General features: G+C 70.5%; 18 protein-coding genes. 15 read left to right on the forward strand and 3 right to left on the reverse strand.

Going from position 1 to position 21,790, the window contains the following annotated elements:
* The first annotated feature begins 13 nt into the window (after positions 1-13).
* The 3 genes from LGI35_RS31990 to LGI35_RS32000 all read left to right on the forward strand — a co-directional run bounded on the left by LGI35_RS31990 (position 14) and on the right by LGI35_RS32000 (position 2,298).
* A complete protein-coding gene (locus LGI35_RS31990; protein ID WP_116509007.1) occupies positions 14-619 on the forward strand; it encodes a YdbC family protein in 606 nt (201 codons plus the stop codon).
* A 98-nt stretch (positions 620-717) separates the two neighbouring features.
* Positions 718-1,377, forward strand: coding sequence for a histidine phosphatase family protein (locus LGI35_RS31995; protein ID WP_227297767.1), 660 nt, complete (start codon positions 718-720; stop codon positions 1,375-1,377).
* Between the two features lie 12 nt (positions 1,378-1,389).
* Positions 1,390-2,298, forward strand: a complete 909-nt coding sequence (locus LGI35_RS32000) for an ADP-ribosylglycohydrolase family protein (RefSeq protein ID WP_227297768.1) — start codon at positions 1,390-1,392, stop codon at positions 2,296-2,298.
* Positions 2,299-2,401: 103 nt separating this feature from the next.
* Here the strand turns inward: LGI35_RS32000 and LGI35_RS32005 are convergent, their stop codons facing one another.
* Positions 2,402-3,976, reverse strand: a complete 1,575-nt coding sequence (locus tag LGI35_RS32005) for an MFS transporter (RefSeq protein WP_227297769.1) — start codon at positions 3,974-3,976, stop codon at positions 2,402-2,404.
* Between the two features lie 137 nt (positions 3,977-4,113).
* On the opposite strand from LGI35_RS32005, the gene LGI35_RS32010 reads away from it, so the two are divergent.
* From LGI35_RS32010 to LGI35_RS32020, 3 genes are all read left to right on the forward strand, one after another.
* Positions 4,114-4,737, forward strand: a complete 624-nt coding sequence (locus tag LGI35_RS32010) for a TetR/AcrR family transcriptional regulator (protein WP_227297770.1) — start codon at positions 4,114-4,116, stop codon at positions 4,735-4,737.
* 177 nt (positions 4,738-4,914) lie between these two features.
* On the forward strand, positions 4,915-5,616 hold the full coding sequence (locus LGI35_RS32015) for a ribonuclease HII (protein ID WP_227297771.1): 702 nt from the start codon (positions 4,915-4,917) through the stop codon (positions 5,614-5,616).
* A gap of 67 nt (positions 5,617-5,683) precedes the next feature.
* Positions 5,684-6,349: a hypothetical protein gene (locus LGI35_RS32020; protein ID WP_227297772.1), complete on the forward strand. Its 666-nt coding sequence runs from the start codon at positions 5,684-5,686 to the stop codon at positions 6,347-6,349.
* A gap of 149 nt (positions 6,350-6,498) precedes the next feature.
* Here LGI35_RS32020 and LGI35_RS32025 read toward each other — a convergent pair whose 3' ends face one another.
* Positions 6,499-7,140, reverse strand: a complete 642-nt coding sequence (locus LGI35_RS32025) for a hypothetical protein (RefSeq protein WP_227297773.1) — start codon at positions 7,138-7,140, stop codon at positions 6,499-6,501.
* A 407-nt stretch (positions 7,141-7,547) separates the two neighbouring features.
* Between LGI35_RS32025 and LGI35_RS32030 the strand changes: the two genes are divergently transcribed.
* From LGI35_RS32030 to LGI35_RS32070, 9 genes are all read left to right on the forward strand, one after another.
* Positions 7,548-9,707, forward strand: a complete 2,160-nt coding sequence (locus LGI35_RS32030) for a RecQ family ATP-dependent DNA helicase (RefSeq protein WP_227297774.1) — start codon at positions 7,548-7,550, stop codon at positions 9,705-9,707.
* Positions 9,708-9,907: 200 nt separating this feature from the next.
* A complete protein-coding gene (locus tag LGI35_RS32035; protein WP_227297775.1) occupies positions 9,908-11,362 on the forward strand; it encodes a DUF4192 domain-containing protein in 1,455 nt (484 codons plus the stop codon).
* Positions 11,363-11,614: 252 nt separating this feature from the next.
* Complete coding sequence (locus LGI35_RS32040) at positions 11,615-11,764, forward strand: hypothetical protein (RefSeq protein WP_227297776.1); 150 nt, start codon at positions 11,615-11,617, stop codon at positions 11,762-11,764.
* Positions 11,765-12,234: 470 nt separating this feature from the next.
* On the forward strand, positions 12,235-14,145 hold the full coding sequence (locus LGI35_RS32045; RefSeq protein ID WP_227297777.1) for a glycogen debranching N-terminal domain-containing protein: 1,911 nt from the start codon (positions 12,235-12,237) through the stop codon (positions 14,143-14,145).
* Between the two features lie 119 nt (positions 14,146-14,264).
* A complete protein-coding gene (locus LGI35_RS32050) occupies positions 14,265-15,026 on the forward strand; it encodes an NUDIX hydrolase (RefSeq protein ID WP_227297778.1) in 762 nt (253 codons plus the stop codon).
* Positions 15,027-15,216: 190 nt separating this feature from the next.
* Positions 15,217-17,247 carry an ABC transporter ATP-binding protein gene (locus tag LGI35_RS32055; RefSeq protein WP_227297779.1) on the forward strand — a complete coding sequence of 677 codons (2,031 nt, stop codon included), beginning with the start codon at positions 15,217-15,219 and terminating at the stop codon, positions 17,245-17,247.
* Positions 17,248-17,409: 162 nt separating this feature from the next.
* Positions 17,410-18,297, forward strand: coding sequence for a FadR/GntR family transcriptional regulator (locus LGI35_RS32060; RefSeq protein WP_227297780.1), 888 nt, complete (start codon positions 17,410-17,412; stop codon positions 18,295-18,297).
* A 453-nt stretch (positions 18,298-18,750) separates the two neighbouring features.
* Positions 18,751-20,289 (forward strand): RNA polymerase sigma factor, encoded by a 1,539-nt coding sequence (locus tag LGI35_RS32065; RefSeq protein WP_264484691.1) that lies wholly within the window; start codon positions 18,751-18,753, stop codon positions 20,287-20,289.
* A 154-nt stretch (positions 20,290-20,443) separates the two neighbouring features.
* Positions 20,444-21,274 (forward strand): serine protease, encoded by an 831-nt coding sequence (locus tag LGI35_RS32070; RefSeq protein ID WP_227297781.1) that lies wholly within the window; start codon positions 20,444-20,446, stop codon positions 21,272-21,274.
* Between the two features lie 123 nt (positions 21,275-21,397).
* On the opposite strand, the gene LGI35_RS32075 is transcribed toward LGI35_RS32070, so the two are convergent.
* Positions 21,398-21,628 carry a DUF7455 domain-containing protein gene (locus LGI35_RS32075; RefSeq protein WP_018535956.1) on the reverse strand — a complete coding sequence of 77 codons (231 nt, stop codon included), beginning with the start codon at positions 21,626-21,628 and terminating at the stop codon, positions 21,398-21,400.
* Positions 21,629-21,790: the final 162 nt, after the last annotated feature.

Consider the following 21,790-nt stretch of genomic DNA (forward strand, 5'->3'; position numbering starts at 1 on the left):
GTACGATGGCGCGGTGCTGGTCAAGTGGATTCGCTGCACCGTGACCGATCGACGCGGGTTCGAGCGGGCGCAGCGAAAGTGGGCGGGGCTTCTGGGGGAGCCGGGGTTCCGGGGACAGGGCGGGGGCTGGAGCAGAAATCGGCCGGGGGTGGCCCATGTCCTCGGTTTCTGGGAGAGCCGCGCCTTCTACGACTCCTTCATGGCGCGCTCGCACGACCGGCTCGCCGCCGCCCAGTCGGGCACGTACAAAGACATCCAAGTGAAGCTCTTCGACCACCGGTTCGACGTGAAGACGGGCTTCGAGCCGCGTTTCACGGACGCGGACACGGTGCGCCTCGCGCACTGCCGGGTGCACGCGGACCGCGAGGAGCACTTCGCGCTCATGCAGGAGAAGGTCTGGAACCCCGCGATGGCCGGCTCCCCGGGGATGGTGCGCGGACTGTTCGGTGAGGCGCCGGGCAACGAGTTCCTGATCCTTTCGATGTGGCACTCCGTGGCCGAGCACGGTAAGTACCAGGCCGAACGCGTGGAGCGGCTCTCGACCCGCGCCCAGACGGAGACCGACATCGCCGGGATCACGGGAGACATCGTTCAGCTGGAACCCTCCTGGACGGTGTGAGCCGGATCGCCCACGCGCAGGGGCCGCGCGGTGTGACATACGCCGGATGGAGCCCGTACGGGTGCTCGAACCCGGCCCTTCCGATCTAGGGTTTCCGCATGGCACGACCGCGGCGCATTGTCCTTGTCAGGCACGGCGAGTCGGAGGGCAACGCCGACGACACCGTCTACGAACGCGAGCCCGACCACGCCCTGGCCCTCACGGAGGCGGGGCACCGGCAGGCGGACGAGACAGGGAAGTACCTGCGCGAGCTCTTCGGTGATGAGCGGGTGAGCGTGTACGTGTCGCCCTACCGCCGCACGCACCAGACGTTCCGCGCCTTCCGGCTCGACCCCGAGCTCGTACGGGTGCGCGAGGAGCCTCGGCTGCGGGAGCAGGACTGGGGAAACTGGCAGGACCGGGACGACGTCCGTCTTCAAAAGGCGTACCGCGACGCGTACGGCCACTTCTTCTACCGCTTCGCCCAGGGCGAGTCCGGGGCCGACGTGTACGACCGTGTGGGTGCTTTTCTGGAGAGCTTGTACCGGAGCTTCGAGGCGCACGACCACCCGTCGAACGTCCTCCTCGTCACCCATGGGCTCACCATGCGGCTGTTCTGCATGCGCTGGTTCCACTGGTCCGTCGCCGACTTCGAATGTCTGTCGAATCCCGGGAACGGTGAGACGCGGGCACTCGTTCTCGGGGAGAACGGCAAATACAGCTTGGACCGGCCGTTCGAACGATGGCGTGATCCCGAGCCGTACGGAGTCACCGGTTAGAGTGGCAGGGCGATGATCGCTGATTCCTCTCCTCATGTGCGGCTCGACCGCGCCCTGTCCAGCCTGCGCGGCCTGGCTGTGGGGGATGCGCTGGGCTCCCAGTTCTTCGTGCCCGCCAACTACCCGCTGCTCAAGCGCCGCGAGCTGCCCGACGGCATCTGGCAGTGGACCGACGACACCGAAATGGCGTGCTCCGTGGTGGCGGTCCTGGCCGCCGAGAACCGGATCGAGCAGGACGTGCTCGCCCGGTCCTTCGCGGAGCACCACGACTTCGACCGGGGCTACGGCCCCGCGGTGAACCGGCTGCTCCGGCAGATCCGCGAGGGCGGTGACTGGCGCTCCCTGTCCTCCGCGCTCTTCAAGGGCCAGGGCTCCTGGGGCAACGGCGCGGCGATGCGGATCGCCCCTCTCGGTGCCTGGTACGCGGACGATCCGGAGCAGGCCACGCATCAGGCCGAGATCTCCGCCTACCCGACGCATCAGCACCGGGAGGCCGTGGTCGGGGCCATGGCCGTGGCCGCAGCTGCCGCCATCGTGGCCGATCCGGCAGGACCTCCGACGCCGCAGGCGCTCCTCGACGGTGTGATCGCGCTCGTGCCGCGCAGTGCGGTGGGCGCGGGGCTCCGGCGGGCCAGGGACATGCTCGACTACGGCGACGCGGGGACGGTGGCGGCGGTCCTCGGCTGCGGCCGGCGCACCACGGCGCACGACACCGTGCCGTTCGCCCTGTGGTCGGCGGCGCGTGGGCTCGGCGACTTCGAGCGCGCGTTCTGGGACACGGCGCAGGTCGGCGGCGACATGGACACGACGTGCGCGATCGTGGGCGGAGTGGTCGCTTCCGGCCCGGGTGGCGCTCCGGCGGACCAGTGGGCGCAGCGGACCGAGCCGCTGCCGGACTGGGCGCCGGGCCTGCCGGTCTGACCTGCGGCTCGCCCACTGCCTCACTTGGCGTGGCGGATGCCGGGCCGCCCTCGGTACCTGGACGGCCCGGCATCCACTTCATGTGGCGGGCGGCTCCCTCCGGTCAACCACCCGCCGGCCCGGCCGCACCCGCGGTACCCGCGAGCGCTTCCAGGTCGCTCTTGCGCACCCGGATCACCACAGTGGCTACGACGAGGGCGAGCAGTGCCATCGCCGCGGCCGGGATGAACGCGGTCGAGATGCCCTCGGCCAGGACCTGGTGACCCCAGGGAGCCGGGAGCTGATGAGTCCTGGCGAACTCCGCCTTCTGCTCGGGCGTGGCCTGCGCCATGAAGGACGGGATCTGGTCCGTGGCCTCGTTCCGGCTGGCCGTGCCGAAGACCGTGGTCAGGATCGAGAGGCCGAGTGAACCTCCCACCTGCTGCGTCGCGTTGAGCAGCCCGGATGCCGCGCCGGCCTCGTGCTGGGCGACTCCGGAGACGGCGGTCAGGGTGAGCGTCACGAAGTTGAGCCCCATGCCGAGACCGAACAGCAGCATCGGGCCGAGCACCCCACCCACGTACGAGCTGTCGGGGGAGATGAACGTCTGCCAGCCGAGGCCGAGCAGGACGAGTGTCGCGCCGGTCATCATGAACGGCTTGGGGCCGAGTACCGGAAGGAGTCGCTGGGACAGGCCGGCGCCGACGATGATCGCGGCCGTCACGGGGAGGAAGGCGAGGCCTGCCTCGATCGGCGAGTAGCCGAGTACGTTCTGTGCGAACAGGACGATGAAGAAGAACATGCCGAACATCGCCGCGGCCAGGCTCAGCATGATCACGTAGGTGCCCGAGCGGTTGCGGTCGGCGAACATCCTGAGCGGAGTGATGGGCTCCTTCGCCCGGTTCTCGATGAACGCGAAGGCGAGCAGCAGCACCACCGCGGCGACGAACGATCCCACGCTGACGCTGTCCCGCCAGCCCTCCTCCGACGCGCGGATGAAGCCGTACACGAGCGAGGCCATGCCCGCCGTGGAGGTGAGCGCGCCCGCGATGTCGAAGCGTCCCGGGTGTCGTTCGGATTCGTTGATGTACATCGGCGCGAGTACCGCGATGAGGATGCCGATGGGTACGTTCACGAACAGCACCCAGCGCCAGTCGAGCCATTCGGTGAGCATGCCGCCGGCGAGGAGGCCGACGGCGCCGCCGCCCGCGGAGACGGCCGCGAACACGCCGAACGCGCGGTTCCGCTCAGGGCCTTCGGGGAACGTCGTGGTGATGAGGGCGAGCGAGGTGGGCGACGCGATCGCGCCACCGACGCCCTGCAGGGCCCGGGCCGCCAGCAACTGCCAGGGTTCCTGGGCGAGTCCGCCGAGCAGGGAGGCCAGCGTGAAGAGCAGGATGCCGGACATGAAGACCCGGCGGCGACCGAGGATGTCTCCCGCGCGGCCACCGAGAAGCAGCAGGCCACCGAAGGTGAGCGTGTACGCGCTGACGACCCAAGTGAGGTCCGTGGTGGAGAACTTGAGCGCGTCCTGAATGTGCGGGAGCGCGATGTTCACAATCGTCGCGTCCAGTACCACCATGAGTTGGCAGGCCGCGATGACCGCCAGGGCTATGCCGGGGTGCCCCGCCCGCCGTGCTGTACCCGGCTTCCTTGCCTTGTCCGGCTTCTGATCTTGAGTTAACTGAGAGGTTGACACTATGGATCCCCCACAAGTGCGTTAGTGAACGCAACCGTTCACTGTCGTGTCGAACGGTAGTGACTCCCCATCAGTGAACGCAACCGTTCACTGAAGAAGCTGCCTCGAACACCCGGATCCCCAACGGAGAGAAGACGATGGATACTTCGCGCTGGACGGCCGCCCCCGCTCGGACGGCCACCCTGCGCCGGCGTGGCCCTGTCCTGGAGCGGGCCATCCTGGAAGCCGCGCTGGAGCAGCTCAGTACGGTCGGCTGGAACGCCCTCACGATGGAGGGCGTCGCCGCCGGGGCGCAGACGGGCAAGGCCGCCGTCTACCGCCGCTGGCCCTCGAAGGAGGATCTCGTCGCGGACGCCCTCCAGGCGGCGCTGCCCAGACTCGACGGAGCGCCGGACCGCGGCAGCGTCCGGGAGGACCTGATCGAGCTGTGCCGCCTGATGCGTGAGGCCATGTACTCGCGCCCCGGCTTCGCTCTGCGTTCGGTGCTTCACGAATGCGACTCTGCGACGGCTCAGCGCTTCCATGAAGTGATCTTCGAGGGGGTCGTCCAGCCGAGCGTCGAGCTGATCAAGGAGGTCGTACGCCGTGGGATCGAGCGGGGGGAGGTGCGCCCCGGCGCCACGGACGCATACGTCTGCGATGTGATCCCGGCGATGATGATGTACCGGTCGAAGGTGTGCGCGAGCGAATGGGGCGAGCGTGACCTCACGGAGATGATCGATCAGGTGATGGTTCCGCTGCTGCGGCCACTGGGGGCGTGACGAGGGGCGGCGCCGGCGGCTCGCGAGATGTGGATTCGGGCCCGGCGTCGGGGCCGCACCTCCGTCCGGCCGGCCGTGAACCGCAGGTTCCTGCCCCACCGGTCTCACCTGCGGAGGCCGGGCTGGTCGTACCGGGGTGTCGCTGAGGGGTCGAGGCGGCGTACGCTATCTGGCGCCATGCCGTACGAACCACCCACTCACAGCGTCGAGCGCTCACTGCGCGCCACCACCGGAGCCAAGATCGTCGCCGGTGTGGACGAGGTCGGTCGCGGTGCGTGGGCGGGACCGGTCACCGTGTGCGCCGCCGTCACCGGGCTGCGCCGACCGCCCGAAGGTCTCACCGACTCCAAGCTGATCAGCCCGAAGCGGCGCGAAGTGCTCGCCGAGACGCTGGAGAGCTGGGTGACGGCACATGCTCTCGGACACGCCTCGCACGAGGAGATCGACGAGCTGGGGATGACGGCAGCTCTGCGGCTCGCTGCGGTGCGCGCCCTCGGGGCCCTTCCGGTCCGTCCGGACGCGGTCATCCTCGACGGCAAGCACAACTACCTCGGCGCTCCCTGGCAGGTCCGTACGGTGATCAAGGGTGACCGGTCCTGTGTGGCCGTCGCCGCGGCATCGGTGATCGCCAAGGTTCGCCGCGACAAAATGATGGCCGAACTGGGCATCGAACATGCAGACTTCGGTTTTGCGGACAACGCCGGATATCCGTCGCCGGTCCACAAGGCCGCGCTGGAGGAGCGGGGGCCCACCCCGTACCACCGGCTCACGTGGGCGTATCTTGATGCGCTGCCCCAGTGGCGGCACCTCAAGAAGGCCCGCATCTGGGCGGACGGAAACGTTCCGGAGATCGAAGGCCAGCTCGGCTTCGACTTCTGATCTTCCGTTCGCACTCATGTGCCACCCGCCGAGGCCACTCGCACCGGCGTTTGATAGACATCAGCTCATGCCTCTCCTTCCCGAGGAGCCTCAGATTCACGAGAGTGCCCAGGGTCCCCGCGCCACTTCGGCCCCCAGCGGCCGCAACGCGCCGACCCCCCGCCCCGTACCCGGCCCGCGTCCCGCGGCGCCGCCGCGACCCGGACGCCCGGGTCCCGCACGGCCGATGCCGCCCGCGCAGCGCACGTCGCGCGAGTCGGTGTCCGCCGCCAAGCCGGGGCCTTCGGCTCCGGCCGCCCCCGCCGCCGTGCCGACCGCTCCCGCCTCGGCGGACGCGACCGCGCAGCCGCAGATCCAGCTGATCCCGGCTTCGGTCGAGGGTGCCCTGGACGCCGCGGAGGAAGCCGTCGACCTGCTCCTCGACTCGGGCCGCGCGCCCGGCGAGGTGCTGGTGATCACCACCGGTGACCCGCACCCGTGGGCCACGCACGAGCTGTCCTTCGGCGACACCGCCTACTGGGCGCAGCACGACGCGGGTGACGACGTCTTCTACGCCGACGCCGGGGCCGCCGAGCGCGCTTCGAAGCGGCCTGTGGTCGTCGTCGCGCTGAACGGCGGTGCCGACGAGGCGGCCGCCACCGCTCTGCCTCTCGCCCTCGGCCGGGCGGGCGCCCTGCTGATCGTGTGCGGCGACCCGCAGCGGATCAACTCCCTGCTGGGCGCCGGAGTCTGACACGCCGCGCGCCGGCTGCCCGAACCGCTCGACGGTTCCACGGGCGGCCGGCGGCGCCGTGTGCCTGCGGCCCGTGTCGACGCGGGCACGTGTCGACGCGGGCACGTGTCGGCAGGGCTCGTGCCGGCGGCTCGTTTCCGCGGCAGCTCTCAGCGGGCAGCCGCGCGGCGCAGTACCTCCGACGCGGCTCCTCCTGCGCGCGGCAGTGGCGGCTCGCTGCTGCCCTCGTACGCCTCGGGCGTCGATCCGAGGCCCGGTCGCCTGCCGCCGCGCCCTTCGCCGAGTACCTGCCAGCCGTCCCGCGTCATGGTGATGTACGCCCCGCAGCGCAGCCCGTGAAGTGTGCACGCATCCCGCAGCCCCCACATCCACGCACCGTCCTCCTCCGTCCAATGCGCGTCGCCTTCACGGCAGTAGAGCAGCACGGCCGTTCGCACCGGCGTACGGCGTCGGAGGTCGTGCGGGATCACCCGGCGCAGGTGCGTGAGCAGTGCGTTGCGGAAGACCCAGCCGTCCGCCGCGCTCGCGCGCCGGGTGAACGACGCGCTGGCGTTGAGCCGCTCCTCCGTATCGAGAACGGCTACGACGGCCGTCTGGGGCTTGGGGCGGTGCCGGGCATGCAGGCCGCTGACGACCTCGCGCGGATTGCGCAGCAGCGGTATCCCCGCCGCGGCCCATTCCGCGGGTTCGAGCATCCTGGCGAGTTGGTTGGCGGAGTCGGCGGACAGGTCGGCACGCGTCGATGACGTCGACAACGATGCCGCCGAGGACGGAGCGAATCCGAAGGTCACGGTCCTCCCTTCGGCTACGCGCCCACACTGCGGGCGAGGTCGGACTGCGGGAGCGCACCGCGGCACAGCCCTACCGGACCACGATCGAGCCGCGCGGGAGCGATTCCAATTCTTCCCTTCGCACTGGCTTGCGGCAACGAGCAATTGAGGCCGGGAGCCGGTATCTGGGGAAGCGTCGGCTATATCCCTGCCCAACGCCGCCGCCTGTGACGCCAGGATCACGCCTTTACGGCCAGGACCAGCGGTAACACCGTCCGACCTCGTTGATCCGGATGCCTCGGGAATGGAATCAAGAGGGGCTGGGCGCCTGGTGGGACACCCTCCGGGCGGCGAGGTGGGCGGGGTCGGCGGTGATCATCACGGCGGGGGATTGGGCCGTTGTCAGTGGTGTGGGGTTGCATGGGGGCATGAGTAACCAGGAGCTGCGTGCCGAAGCCGACGCCATCCTCGCTGAGCTGGTCGGCGATCCGGGGGGTTCGGCACGCCTTCGGGAGGATCAGTGGCAGGCGGTGGCGGCCCTGGTCGAGCAGCGTCGCCGTGCTCTTGTCGTGCAGCGCACCGGCTGGGGCAAGTCGGCGGTGTACTTCGTGGCCACGGCCTTGCTGCGGCGGCGTGGCTCCGGTCCCACGGTGATCATCTCGCCGTTGCTGGCGCTCATGCGTAACCAGGTCGAGTCGGCGGCGCGCGCCGGCATCCAGGCGCGCACCATCAACTCGGCCAACCCCGAGGAATGGGACACGATCTACCAGGAGGTCGAGCGCGGGGAGACCGACGTCCTCCTCGTGAGTCCGGAACGCCTCAATTCCGTTGATTTCCGTGATCAGGTCCTGCCCAAGCTCGCGGCCACGACGGGACTGCTCGTCGTCGACGAGGCGCACTGCATCTCCGACTGGGGTCATGATTTCCGGCCGGACTACCGCCGACTGCGGGCCATGCTGGCCGAGCTTCCCGCCGGTGTGCCGGTACTGGCCACCACCGCGACGGCGAACGCGCGGGTCACGGCGGACGTCGCGGATCAGCTGGGTACGGGAGCCGGCGAGGCGCTGGTGCTCCGCGGCCCCCTGGACCGGGAGAGCCTGCGCCTGGGCGTCGTCCGGTTGCCGGACGCTGCGCACCGTCTGGGCTGGCTCGCCGAGCATCTGGACGAGCTCCAGGGCTCCGGCATCATCTACACGCTGACGGTGGCCGCGGCCGAGGAGGCCACCGCCTTCCTGCGCCAGCGCGGCTTCAACGTGGCCTCGTACACGGGCAAGACGGAGAACGCCGACCGGCTCCAGGCCGAGATCGACCTTCAGGAGAACCGGGTCAAGGCGCTGGTCGCGACCTCGGCGCTGGGGATGGGCTTCGACAAGCCGGACCTGGGATTCGTGATCCATCTCGGCTCGCCGTCCTCGCCGATCGCCTACTACCAGCAGGTGGGGCGTGCGGGCCGTGGTGTGGCCCACGCCGATGTGCTGCTGCTGCCGGGCAAGGAGGACGAGGCCATCTGGCGCTACTTCGCCGATACGGCCTTCCCGCCCGAGGCGCAGGTACGGCAGACCCTCTCGGCTCTCGAGAGTGCGGGACGTCCGCTGTCCGTGCCCGCCCTGGAGGCGGCAGTCGATCTTCGGCGCAGCCGCCTGGAGTCGATGTTGAAGGTGCTGGACGTGGACGGCGCGGTCAAGCGCGTCAAGGGCGGCTGGACGGCCACGGGAGCCGACTGGGTGTACGACTCCGAGCGCTACGCGTGGGTTGCCAAGCAGCGGTCGACCGAGCAGCAGGCCATGCGCGATTACGCGAGTACGTCTCAGTGCCGGATGGAGTTCCTGCGTGAGCAGTTGGACGACGAGGGTGCGGTTCCGTGCGGCCGCTGCGACAACTGCGCGGGGGCCTGGGCCGATTCCTCGGTGTCGGCGGAGGTGCTGACGGGGGCGGCCAGGGAGCTCGACCGCCCGGGGGTGGAGGTCGAGCCGCGCCGCATGTGGCCGACGGGGATGCCCGCACTGGGCATCGACCTCAAGGGGCGCATCCCGGTCAAGGAACAGTGCTCCACCGGGCGCGCCCTGGGACGGCTCTCGGACATCGGATGGGGCAACCGGCTCCGCCCGCTGCTGGCCGAGAACGCGCCCGACGGGCCTGTCCCCGACGACGTCCTGAAGGCCGCGGTGGCGGTCATCGCCGACTGGGCGCGCTCGCCCGGGGGCTGGGCGCCGACTGTTCCGGACGCCTCTGCACGGCCGGTGGGAGTCGTCGCCGTGCCGTCCCTGACCCGGCCGCAACTGGTCGGTTCACTCGCCCAGGGAATCGCGACCATCGGACGCCTCCCGTTCCTGGGTGCGCTGTCGTACACGGGGCCTGGGGACGTACACCCGGTACGCCGCAGCAACTCCGCCCAGCGCCTCAGGGCTCTGTCAGGCACCTTCACCGTTCCAGACGACCTGGCCGCCGCCCTGGCCGGCGCTCCCGGTCCCGTCCTGCTCGTGGACGACTACACGGACTCCGGCTGGACCCTCGCGGTCGCTGCGCGGCTGCTCCGGAAGGCGGGGAGCGAGCAGGTCCTGCCGTTGGTCCTGGCCGCGGCTGGCTGAGGCACTTGATTACTCGGCCTGAGGGGCCGGGCACCGGCCCCTCCCGTCGCGAACAGTCAACTCGCCCGGGACAAGCATGACCTGATGGGTCGGCAGTGCGCGAGTGGTCCTCCTGGCCTGTGGACAACTCCTGTCGTGTCCCTGATCCGGGTTATCCACAGGCCAAAACGGATTCTTGAGATTCGCGGCATGGTCGTCACATGACGAATCACAGCGAAGCAGCCGGCGCACCCGGCACGGAACAGATCACCCTGCGCAACCCGTCCGAACTGGCCGAAGCGCTCCCGTACTTGCTCGGGTTCAAGCCCGAGGACAGCATCGTGCTCGTCGCCCTGCACCGCGGACGCTTCGGCGGTCGCGTGCGACTCGGAATCCCCGAGCGCCCCGGTGACTGGCCATCCGTCGCGGACGAGATGGCCAAGTGCCTGATCAACGGATGCGAGCACAAGGACGGGACGCCGGACGGCATCGTCGCGTTCCTCTGCCGGGATCCGAAGACCGCCGAGACCGGGCGGCAGATCATGGAACGCCTCCAACCGCTGGCACAGATGCTGCGTTTGGCGTGCGGCCGCCTCGACGTGCCCGTGGTCGAGACCCTCTGCATCTCCGACGATCACTTCTGGTCGTACAGCTGCCCGATCGAGGAGTGCTGCCCGCCCGACGGCACACCGCTGGCCGCGTCCGGTACGTCCGTCATGGCAGCCGCGATGACTTATGCGGGCGTCCAAGTGAGGGGCTCGCTAAGGGAGATGAGGGCCCGCCTCACGCCAAGGCAGACGGCAGCCGCGCCAGAACAGGAGCACGCGCTGGACGCCGCGGCCATGACTCTCGTCCCCAGGATTCTCGCCGGAGTCCCGCGCGCCGAGGTCGCGGACGAGACGCTCGATCTCGCTCGGCGGGTCTGGAGCCGTTTCGGGCACCTGCCGACCGGTGACGACACGCTGGAAACCGATCTCAGGGACGACGAGCAGCTCGCGCACGACGAGGCGGCCAGGTTGATCCTCGGCCTCCAGGACCGGCTTACCCGGGATCACGCGGCCGAGTGGATGGAGGGCGACGAGGCGCCGCTGGCTCTGCGCCTTTGGCGAGCTCTGGCCCGGCGCTGCGTGGGCCCGTACGGCGAGCACGCTGCGGCGCCGCTGACGCTCGCCGGCTGGGTCGCGTGGTCTCTGGGCGACCGCGTGGAGGCCGGCGAGGCGTTGGACATGGCTCTGGCCGCGGATCCGCGGTACGTCTTCGCCCGGCTCCTCATGGAGGCGTGCAGCGCGGACCTGGATCCGGAGCCGGTGCGGCGCAGCCTGCGCAAGACACGGGACGAGCGGAACGTGACGCCGTCCGAGGCGAATTCGAAGGGGGCCTTTGACGGAGGCGGGGCAGGAGTGGCGGTAGGTGCGGGAACCGGTGCCGATGCCGGTGTCAATGGCGAAGGCGTCGCCGGCCGTAAGGATGCAGGTTCCCCTGGGCGGCCGAGTGCCGAGGACTCTCGGGAACCGACTGAGGATCGGGTGACGCGGGCCCTGGAGGCCGCTCTGCGTCGGCGCGGATCGCGACGTGCAGGTGCGGGCAAGCGACCTTCCCAGGCTGGGGCGCACGCACCGCGGCGACCGCAGGGACGTCGCCGCGTGAGCAGGCAGGGGACGAGGCGGGACGGATGAGTGCCGACTCGTGGCGCAGGTCCCGTGGGCCCGTCTCCGTGGCCGAGCGGACACCGACCGGGGTGGGGGAGTCAGAGGCGGGCATGGGGCGTCGGCTGCTCGGCTTCCTGCGTCGCAGGCGTGACTTGGGGTGGGGCAGGCCCGTTCACCTCTGTGGCACGGCCTCTGACCGGGCCGAGCCGCCGTCTCCCCGCCGACCCTTCGGAGCGCCATCGGCGCCTCGCGCGCGCCCAGCACGGAAGGAGCCACCCCATGCCGCCCCTCGCGTCGTCGACCGTGTCCGCCGTCTTGACCAGCGCCGTACTCGTGGTGCTCGCCTCGGAGGAGGACGGCCCACCGGGTGCCGGCGGTCCGTCCCGCGAGACCGGTTCCGCCGGTCGTCCGGGGGCGAGGCGGCGGTGATGCCTTCAGGCGCACGCGCGCCGGAGCCCGAAGACTCGTTCAAGGGCTCCTTCGAGAGCCCCTTGGAGGACTCGCTCGTCGACCGCCTCGTCGGCGGCGCGGCCCAGCCCCGTGGGATCGCCGTGGCGGGCTCATCTCCTCCACCGGCTGGGGTATCGACCGCGCCCGTTGGAGTGTCGTCCGCGGTGTCTGCGGCGTTGGGGCTGGGAGCGCCATCCGAGACTCCGGTGCCGTCGGCCGTCGTGGCAGCGCCGTCAACCGTCATGGCGGGACCGCCAACCGTCGTCACAGAGGCGCCATCCGCTCGAGCAGTGACGTCGGCGATCTCCCCGGCCCGCAGCAAAGATGCAGCTCCGGTTCCCCCCGCAATCCGCAACGCTCCGCCGCCACCTGCGCACGCCGGTCGTGCGAACACCCCCACTCCCCGGCGCTCCACGGAGCTGCCGCCGGCACACACGACGCTGGTCTGCGTGGCGCTGCCCTCGCTCGCGATCTCCTCGCAGCAAGGGCAGTTGACGGGCGACGGACTGGAAGGGTTCTACCGCGCGGGGCGCCGGTTGTTGTCGCGCTGCCTGCTCCGCGTGGCGGGGCGCGAGCCGATCGCGGTGCAGGCCCGCATGATCGCCGCCGACCGGGCCCGGTTCGTGGCGACGCTGAGACCTGTCGTGGACAGCGGCCCCGACCCGGACATCATGGTCGAACGGATCCGGCATGCCGACGGCACGGAGCGGATCACGCTGCGCAGCTCTGCCACCCGACCGCTGCGACTGCCGGTCGAGGTCGCCCTCGGTACGGATCTGGCGGAGCTGGGCGCGGTGGCGGCCGGACAGCCGGGGCGTGAAGTGTCCGCCACTGTCCACGACTCCGGCATGCGGTGGTCGTCGTCGGCAGGCCACGCCGTCGTCACCGCCGACCCGCCTCCCCGCGACGCCCTCGCCTCCGCCGGGCTGCTGCGCTGGGAGTTCGATCTGCCTCCGGGCGGCATCTGGAGTGTCGAACTCCGGGTACGGGCCGACGGCGGGGCGGCGAGCAGGTCGGTCGGGCAAGGCGCCGTACGCCCGCTCGCCACGGCGGAATCGACCGGGGACGACGCACGAGTGGGACCGCTGCTGAGAACCTGCGCAGAGGACCTGCACGCGCTGCTGCTGCGCGACCCGGCGCACCCGACAGACCTCTACCTCGCCGCCGGCGCGCCCTGGCGCTGCGGTCTGGCGCCGGCCGAGGCGTTGGCGGCCGCGCGGATGGCGCTCCCTCTGGGGACGCGGTTGGCCGCGGGCACGCTCAGGGCCCTCGCTCGAACCCAACTCCCGGGAACCGGGCGGGAGTCGGGGATGATCCCCGGCCCGCTGAGGGACGCAGGCCCGCATCTGCCGCCCGGCTGCACCGGAACCGAAGCGACGCTCCTGTTTCCGGCGCTTCTCGCGGAGGCGAGACGCTGGGGCCTGCCCGAGCAGGAGGTCGCAGAGCTGCTGCCCACGGCGGAGCGCTGCCTGCAGTGGCTGCGGACCGCAGTCGGCGACGGGGCGTATCTGGCGGACCCCGGCCCCGGAGGGCCGTTGCGCTGCGAGACCCAGGCGCACGCCCACCGGGCCGCCCTGCTCGGCGCGGATCTCCTCGACGCCCATGGCCGACCCGGTGCCGTGGAGCTGCGTCAGTGGGCTGAAGCGCTGCGAACGAGGTTCAGAGAGGACTTCTGGGCTGAGGACCGTGGAGGCGGCCGGCCCGCCGCCGCCCGCACGCCGGACGGGCGGCTCCTGCCCCACCTCGGCAGCGCCGCGGCCCACCTCCTCGACACAGGGCTGCTCGGCGGCGGTCTGATGGCGCCGGGCCTCCTCGACAAGGTGCAGACCGAGCAGCTCGCGCGACTCCTGGGCGGTCCGGCGCTCGACTCGGGATGGGGTCTGCGCAGTCTGGGCGTGCGGGAGACGTCGTACAACCCGTTCGGGCACCGTGGCGGAGCCGTGCGGGTGCAGGAGACGGCGCTGGCCGTGGGCGGCCTGGCCGCAGCGGGCTACGAGAAGGAGTCGGGCTCGCTGCTGCGGGGCGTCCTGTCCGCGGCCGAGGCCTTCGGGTTCCGGCTGCCCGAGATGTACGCGGGGGAGCAGCGTTCCGAAGGGGGCGCCCCGCTTCCGCATCCGGCCGCGTGCAGGCCCGCGGCCACCGCCGCGGCGTCAGGGGTGCAGCTCCTCGCCGCCCTCGTCGGGATCCGGCCGGACGCGCCCGCCGGGACGGTGACGCTGAGACCGATGCGCAGCGCACCTCTGGGGGAGATCGGACTGGCCGGGTTGCGGGTCGCGGGCGCCCCGTTCTCGGTGCGGGTCGGCAGGCTCGGTCTCGCCATGGTCGAGGAGGCGGCCGACGGGCTGCAATTGGGGGTGTGACCGGCGCGGACGTGAGCTCGGAAGATCGGCGGGGTTCCACTCCGGGGACTTCGAAGAAGGGCTTGATCAACGATCGCGAAGGGAGTGTTTATCGTCAGGAAGACGACTATGATCGCGGCATGTCGCCCTACGACCCGTCGGCCTTCCCGCCCTTCGCAGTCACCGTCGACCTGGTCGTGCTGACCGTGCGCCGCCACGCGCTCTGTGCGCTCGCGGTGCGGCGAGGCGAGCCGCCGTTCCAGGGGCGTTGGGCACTCCCCGGCGGCTTCGTCCGGGACGATGAGGACCTGTCGTCGGCCGCGGCCCGCGAATTGATCGAGGAGACCGGGCTCTGTGCCCATGATCCCGCGGACCCGGACCAGGTCAACGGCGCGCATCTGGAGCAGCTGGCCACCTACGGCGACCCCAAGCGTGACCCTCGTATGCGCGTGGTCAGCGTCGCTCATCTGGCCTTGGCGCCCGATCTGCCGGCACCGCGGGCGGGGGGCGACGCGCACAGTGCGCGCTGGGCACCTGTGGAGGACCTGCTGAATCAGGGCGGGTACGGGCGCGAGGGTGAGCAGGCGGCACCCCTGGCTTTCGACCATGCGCAGATCCTCGCGGACGGCGTGGAGCGCGCCCGCTCGAAGATCGAGTACTCGTCACTCGCCACGGCCTTCTGCCCGCCCGAGTTCACGGTCGGTGAGCTGCGGCGCGTGTACGAGGCGGTCTGGGCCGTCGCGCTCGACCCGCGCAACTTCCACCGCAAGGTGACGGGTACCCCGGGCTTCCTCGTGCCCACCGGCGGGACGACCACCCGTCAGGGCGGCAGGCCGGCCCAGCTCTTCCGGGCGGGTGGCGCGACCCTGCTCAACCCGCCGATGCTGCGCCCCGAGGTGTGACCCGGAGCTGACCGGGCCTGACCTCCGCACCCTGCCCGCCCGCGCCGCGCAGAGGACACCCGAGGCCTCACCCTGCCCGAAAAGTAGGAAATGTCGCGTTATCTTGCTGGGGTACCCACGGGGTTCGTCCGTCCCCGCTCGGCGGACGGGCCTCGGCCGCCGAGCGGTCGCACATCCTGCGAGAGAAGCGATGATCCAGGCCTTCGGACTGACCAGCAATCCCCGCCAGGAGCTCCCGCCCGCTGTCGACGACGTGTCCTTCGAGGCGCCGACGGGCCGTGTCACGGCGCTGCTCGGCGCCCGCGCGTCCGGCAAGACGACGGCGGTCCGGCTGATGCTCGAACTCCAACAAGGCCGCGGAATCACGCATTTCAGAGGCCGCCCCCTGCACCGCATCCCCCACCCCTCCCGAGAAGTGGGCGTGTTGCTCGGCGAGGTCCAGGGTCATCCGTCCCGCACCGTACGCGGACAGCTGCGTATGTTGTGCGCGGCCGCAGGTGTGCCGGTGCAACGTGCGGACGAGGTCCTCGAAGTCGTCGGCATCGTCAGCCTCCGTGAGCAACGCCTCGGCACACTCTCGCGCGGCATGGACCGGCGCCTCGGACTCGCCTGCGCGCTACTCGCGGACCCGCACACGCTCGTCCTCGACGGGCCCGCGGACGGCCTCTCGGCGCGTGAGGGAAAGTGGCTGCACGGCATCCTGAGGGCCCACGCGTCGCTCGGCGGCACCGTGCTCTTCACCACCGACGATGCCAAGGAAGCGGCACGGACGGCTGACCGCGTGGTCACCCTGGAGACGGGACGTGTCATCGCGGACCAGGGCGTCGCGGACTTCTCCCGGACGAGGCTGCGCCCCCGCGTCGCCGTCCGCAGCCCACATGCGGCCCGGCTCGGTGTCCTGTTGGCCAAGGAGGCGCGCGCGACGCAGCGTTCCGTCGAGGTCGTGAACGAGGACGGCAACCGGCTCTCCGTGTACGGCAGCAACTGCGCGGACATCGGCGAAACAGCGTTCCGCCACAGCATCCTGGTCCACCAACTCGCAGACGAGGTCGGGGATGCGGGGCCTGCCGTGAGCGTCCCGGCGCGGGCGCGCACTGAAGAAGTCCGGGAGGCGGAGCCGACCGCGCCCCAGACGACAGTCGCGGACGCGTCGTCCGTAGCGGACACGTCTCTTTCGGCCGCGGAGCCGTCGGAGGAAACCGCCGAACCGTCGGCGCAGGCGCAGGCACACGCTTCCCCCGCTCAGGAACCCAGGCGCTCCACGGGCACCTTCGTGCCGCTCCCCGCCGACGCGGACCTTGGTGGTGCTTCTTCCCTGGCCTCCTCCTCTGCCCCGGCGCCGCTGTCCGGCCAACGGGGTCCCAAGGCGCCCAGATCTCCCTCAATCCCCGCCCCCGCCCCGCCCCCCGCCTCCCTCTCCCCCCTCCCACCCCCCATCACGATCCACCCCGCACCCAGCCCGCTCCGCCCGTTGCGTTACGAGGTCCGCCGGGCGACCGGTATCGCCACCGGCTACCTCACCGCTGCCGCCGTCCTCGTCGCTTCGGCGATCGTCGCCGTACTGCTCGCGCGGACCGGGCACACCCCGCAGGCGCACCTGCTGGCCGCCTGGCCCCAGGAACTACCGCTTCCGCCGGCTGCCCTCGGTGCGGGGCTGCTCGGGGCCTTCGCCTTCGGTGACGAATTCCGTCACCCCGCGCTCGCCGCCGACCGTGGCACCGTCCCCCGTCGCCTGGGGCTTCTCTGCGCGAAACTCGTTGTCGCAGCGGCCATCGCCCTGTCGCTGGCCTTCCTCGTCGTCGCCTCCGACGCGGTGTTGCTCCACCTTGTATACGGAGAAGAGTTCACCAAGGTTCCCGCCGACTGGCTTTCGGCGAGCGCGAGTTGGCTGGCGCTCGTCGTGGGCTGCGCCTGGGCAGGGGTGCTTGCTGCCGGTGTCTTCAGGTCCACGACGGCCGGGCTGGCCGCCGTACTCGCCGTTCCGATCCTCGTCGTACCCCTCGTACAAAAGGCCTTGGAGGGGCCATCTGTGCGAACGGCGGCGGGACTTCCGTCGAGGCTTCGCGATCTGGCGCTCGTGCACTGGCCGTTCGGGGCGGAGCGTCTTCTGGCCGCGGGACTACGGATGATCGTCCAACCTGTGGGCGGTGCGCTGATGTTGTCGCTGACCGCTCTGCTCTGCGCTTATCTGCTCACAGTGCTGCGTCCCAGGGCTCGATGACGACCGTCCGCCGCCATCTGGTCCGGCCTCGCGCGCAACTCCCCGACGAGCGCTCATTTCCGTCCGATAAGGCGTCAATTGCGACGCGGTAAGCGATCACCCTTTCGTGTGCTTTTCACCAAAGACCTCAAGGGACTTGGGAGCGGCGCCGACAACAGATCCGTGAGTACCCTTGCGCACACCATGATGACCGCCGCCCGCTCCGCCGACTCCGGCATGACCGGTCCGGGCGAACTCGACCGTTACCCCTATGGGGAGGTAAATGGCGCCGACCGTGTGGGCGCCCCCGTTTGGGATGTCGCGGACCAGGATCTCGGCCGGATGGGGCGGCGCGCCGCCGGCAGCCGCGGACGCGGCCTGCACGGCCAACTCGTCCAGCAGCTGGGCCAGATGATCGTTTCCGGGGACCTCGGTGCGGACCGTCCGCTCGTGCCCGAGGAGATCGGCCAGCGATTCGAGGTGTCCCGCACCGTCGTCCGCGAGTCGCTCCGCGTCCTCGAGGCGAAGGGCCTGGTCAGCGCCCGCCCCAATGTCGGCACCCGCGTCCGCCCCGTCAGTGACTGGAACCTGCTCGACCCGGACATCATCGAATGGCGCGCCTTCGGCCCGCAGCGCGACGATCAGCGCCGCGAGCTGAACGAGCTGCGCTGGACGATCGAGCCCCTCGCCGCGCGGCTCGCGGCCGGACACGGCCGTGAGGACGTCCAGCAGCGGCTCACCGACATGGTCGAGATCATGGGGCACGCCCTGGGGCAGGGCGACCCGATCACGTTCGCCCGCGCCGACGCCGAGTTCCACTCCCTGCTCATCCAGCTCGCGGGCAACCGCATGCTCGAGCACCTGTCCGGCATCGTCTCCGCCGCCCTCCAGGTCTCCGGGGGGCCCGTCACGGGCTGTGACCGCCCGAACGAGGCGGCCGTCGCGCACCACGGCCGGATCGCCGACGCCCTCGCCGCGGGCGACGGCACGGGCGCGGAGGCGGCCATGCGCCAGCTGCTCACCGTCCACCCCGATGTCGAACGTGTGGTCCCCGCGCCCCGCGAGCACTGACGCGTCTCTCGGCGATCCGGTGATCCGGCGCCTCGGTGCAGGCCCTCGATGCTCGAGCACTGCCCCGTCCGGACGCGCCCACCATTTGTTCCCCATGTGTCGCCGGATCGCGCCTGATCCCCCTGGGACCCGGCGCGATCCGGCGACATATGTGTGGACCATGGGTTCCGTCGGTTCGAGCTGGGTACCAGAAGAGTGGCCATGTTTGACCGTATCCATTACTTTTTGACCGCTTACGGGGTGTGACTCGGGCCACGCAGATTGGGCGTAACGCTCCTCGGAACAGCGCGATGACCTAAGAGGTGACAGCCGAGGAGGGAATACAGCAGCCGCGTTCGGCGCTGTGCATCTCCCCGGCCCCGCCCGCGCCGTCGGCCCATCCCCAAGTCGGCGGTCGTCGGCTCCGGTCCTCACAGGACGGGGCCGGAAGCCGTTTTCCAACGTTCCGAGAGGTTGTTCGTGTCGGCCAGCACATCCCGTACGCTCCCGCCGGAGATCGCCGAGTCCGTCTCTGTCATGGCGCTCATTGAGCGGGGAAAGGCTGATGGCCAGATCGCCGGCGACGATGTGCGCCGTGCCTTCGAGGCCGACCAGATTCCGGCCACTCAGTGGAAGAACGTTCTGCGCAGCCTCAACCAGATCCTCGAGGAAGAGGGTGTGACGCTGATGGTCAGTGCCGCGGAGCCGAAACGCCCCCGCAAGAGCGTCGCAGCTAAGAGCCCGGTCAAGCGCACCGCCACCAAGACCGTCGCAGCCAAGACGGTCACGGCGAAGAAGGTCGCTGCCACGGCCACCCCCGAGTCCCCGGCCGCCGAGGCCGAGGCTGAGGACGCCGAACCCAAGAAGGTCGCAGCCAAGAAGACGACGGCCAAGAAGGCCGCCGCGAAGAAGACCGTCGCCAAGAAGGCGGCGGCGAAGAAGACGTCCGGCAAGAAGGACGACGAGGTCGACGACGAGGCCACCGAGGAGACCCCCGGTACGGCCAAGGCCGAAGGCGAGCCCGGCGAGGAGGGCGCGCAGGGCTTCGTCCTGTCCGACGAGGACGAGGACGACGCGCCCGCGCAGCAGGTCGCCGCGGCCGGTGCCACCGCCGACCCCGTCAAGGACTACCTGAAGCAGATCGGTAAGGTCCCGCTGCTCAACGCCGAGCAGGAGGTCGAGCTCGCCAAGCGCATCGAGGCCGGCCTGTTCGCGGAGGACAAGCTCGCCAACGCCGACAAGCTCGCGCCGAAGCTCAAGCGCGAGCTGGAGATCATCGCCGAGGACGGCCGCCGCGCCAAGAACCACCTCCTGGAGGCCAACCTCCGTCTGGTGGTCTCCCTGGCCAAGCGTTACACCGGCCGCGGCATGCTCTTCCTGGACCTGATCCAGGAGGGCAACCTCGGTCTGATCCGCGCGGTCGAGAAGTTCGACTACACCAAGGGCTACAAGTTCTCCACGTATGCCACCTGGTGGATCCGTCAGGCCATCACCCGCGCCATGGCCGACCAGGCCCGCACCATCCGTATCCCGGTGCACATGGTCGAGGTCATCAACAAGCTCGCGCGCGTGCAGCGCCAGATGCTCCAGGACCTGGGCCGCGAGCCCACCCCGGAGGAGCTGGCCAAGGAACTCGACATGACCCCGGAGAAGGTCATCGAGGTCCAGAAGTACGGTCGCGAGCCGATCTCCCTCCACACCCCCCTGGGTGAGGACGGCGACAGCGAGTTCGGTGACCTCATCGAGGACTCCGAGGCGGTCGTGCCGGCCGACGCGGTCAGCTTCACGCTCCTCCAGGAGCAGCTGCACTCGGTCCTCGACACCCTTTCGGAGCGCGAGGCGGGCGTCGTCTCGATGCGTTTCGGTCTCACCGACGGTCAGCCGAAGACCCTCGACGAGATCGGCAAGGTCTACGGCGTCACGCGTGAGCGGATCCGTCAGATCGAGTCCAAGACGATGTCGAAGCTGCGCCACCCGTCGCGTTCGCAGGTTCTGCGCGACTACCTGGACTAGAAGCGCGACCGTCCGGACCGGATCCGGGCGGTGTGTGCGTCATCGAAGGGCCCGGCCCCCCGAGGGGGCCGGGCCCTTCGATGTGCTCGTATGCATGACGCACGAAGTTCGCTCACGCTGGGTGTGTCGATACAACCCAGAGTGAGGACACCGCATGCGTCGTCCCTTCGCCCGAACGCCGTTCCGGGCGCCTGTCCTGCTGGCGGCGGCGGCCTTGCTGCCCCTGGCTTGCCCCGCCCCTTCGGCGGCGGACAGTGTCGTCATCGGGGGCCGGTCGGTCCGGGTGGCCGACAGTCCGTGGATGGTGGCGCTCTCCAGTCGTGACCGGTTCGGGGGTACCCGATCCGGTCAGTTCTGCGGGGGTGTCGTGGTCGGTCGGTCGACCGTCATGACTGCCGCCCACTGTCTGAGTCCTGAGGTCCTGGGCACCGCGCTCCGGGCCGTGGGCGATCTCAAGGTCATCGCGGGGCGTGACGACCTGCGGACCGATTCGGGCGCTGAGATCCCGGTACGCCGTACCTGGGTCAACCCCGACTACGACCCCGAAACCAACTCCGGAGATGTGGCGGTCGTCACGCTGAAGGCGCCGCTGCCCGAGGGATACGTTATCCCGATGGCGGGGGCGGGGGACTCCGCGTACGTGTCCGGGACCGCCGCCGCGGTCTACGGCTGGGGCGACACCACGGGGGCCGGTGATTACGCGAACACGCTGCGGGCCGGGGACGTGCAGGTGCTCAGTGACTCCGCGTGCAAGGCGGCCTATCCGGGCAGCTCCGAGGGGACGTTCCGCGCTCGCACGATGCTGTGCGCGGGGGTGTCGCAGGGCGGGCGGGATGCCTGCCAGGGGGACAGCGGTGGCCCTCTCGTGGCGCACGGGCGTCTGATCGGGCTCGTGTCCTGGGGGAACGGCTGTGGGCGCCCTGGGAGCCCTGGCGTCTACGCCCGGGTGTCGGAGGCCATGCGTGTCATGCCGGAGCCCATCTGACGCCCTCAGGGCGCCTACGGGCATATGCCGGGCTGATGCGAGGACGGGCGGCCACCCTGTGGTGCAGGGATGGCCGCCCGATCACCGGCCTGGGCCGGAGCTGGCTCGTCGTTGTGCGAGGTGTCAGCGTTCCTCGGTCTCGGCGCTTGCCGGAGCGGCGGTCAGGCGCTCCGTCTCGTCCTGTATCTCAGCGGCGATCTTCTTGAGTTCCGGCTCGAACTTGCGGCCATGGTGGGCGCAGAAGAGCAGTTCACCACCGCTGATGAGCACGACGCGCAGATATGCCTGGGCGCCGCAACGGTCACAGCGGTCAGCGGCCGTCAGTGGGCTCGCGGGGGTCAGAACAGTAGTCACGTCGCCTCTTCTCTAGCTCGACGAGCTGTCGTACCAGGGTCAACATCCAACCAGGCCGAAAACGTTCCCGCTCGTGGCTTTTCCTCGAAAAATCTTTCCGAGGGGCTGTCTGCTGCCGGTTGGCGGCGAATGTGCCGTATTGCGTCTCTTACGTGTCTTACG

This window comes from Streptomyces longhuiensis (genome assembly GCF_020616555.1).
In the GTDB taxonomy this organism is placed as follows: domain Bacteria; phylum Actinomycetota; class Actinomycetes; order Streptomycetales; family Streptomycetaceae; genus Streptomyces; species Streptomyces longhuiensis.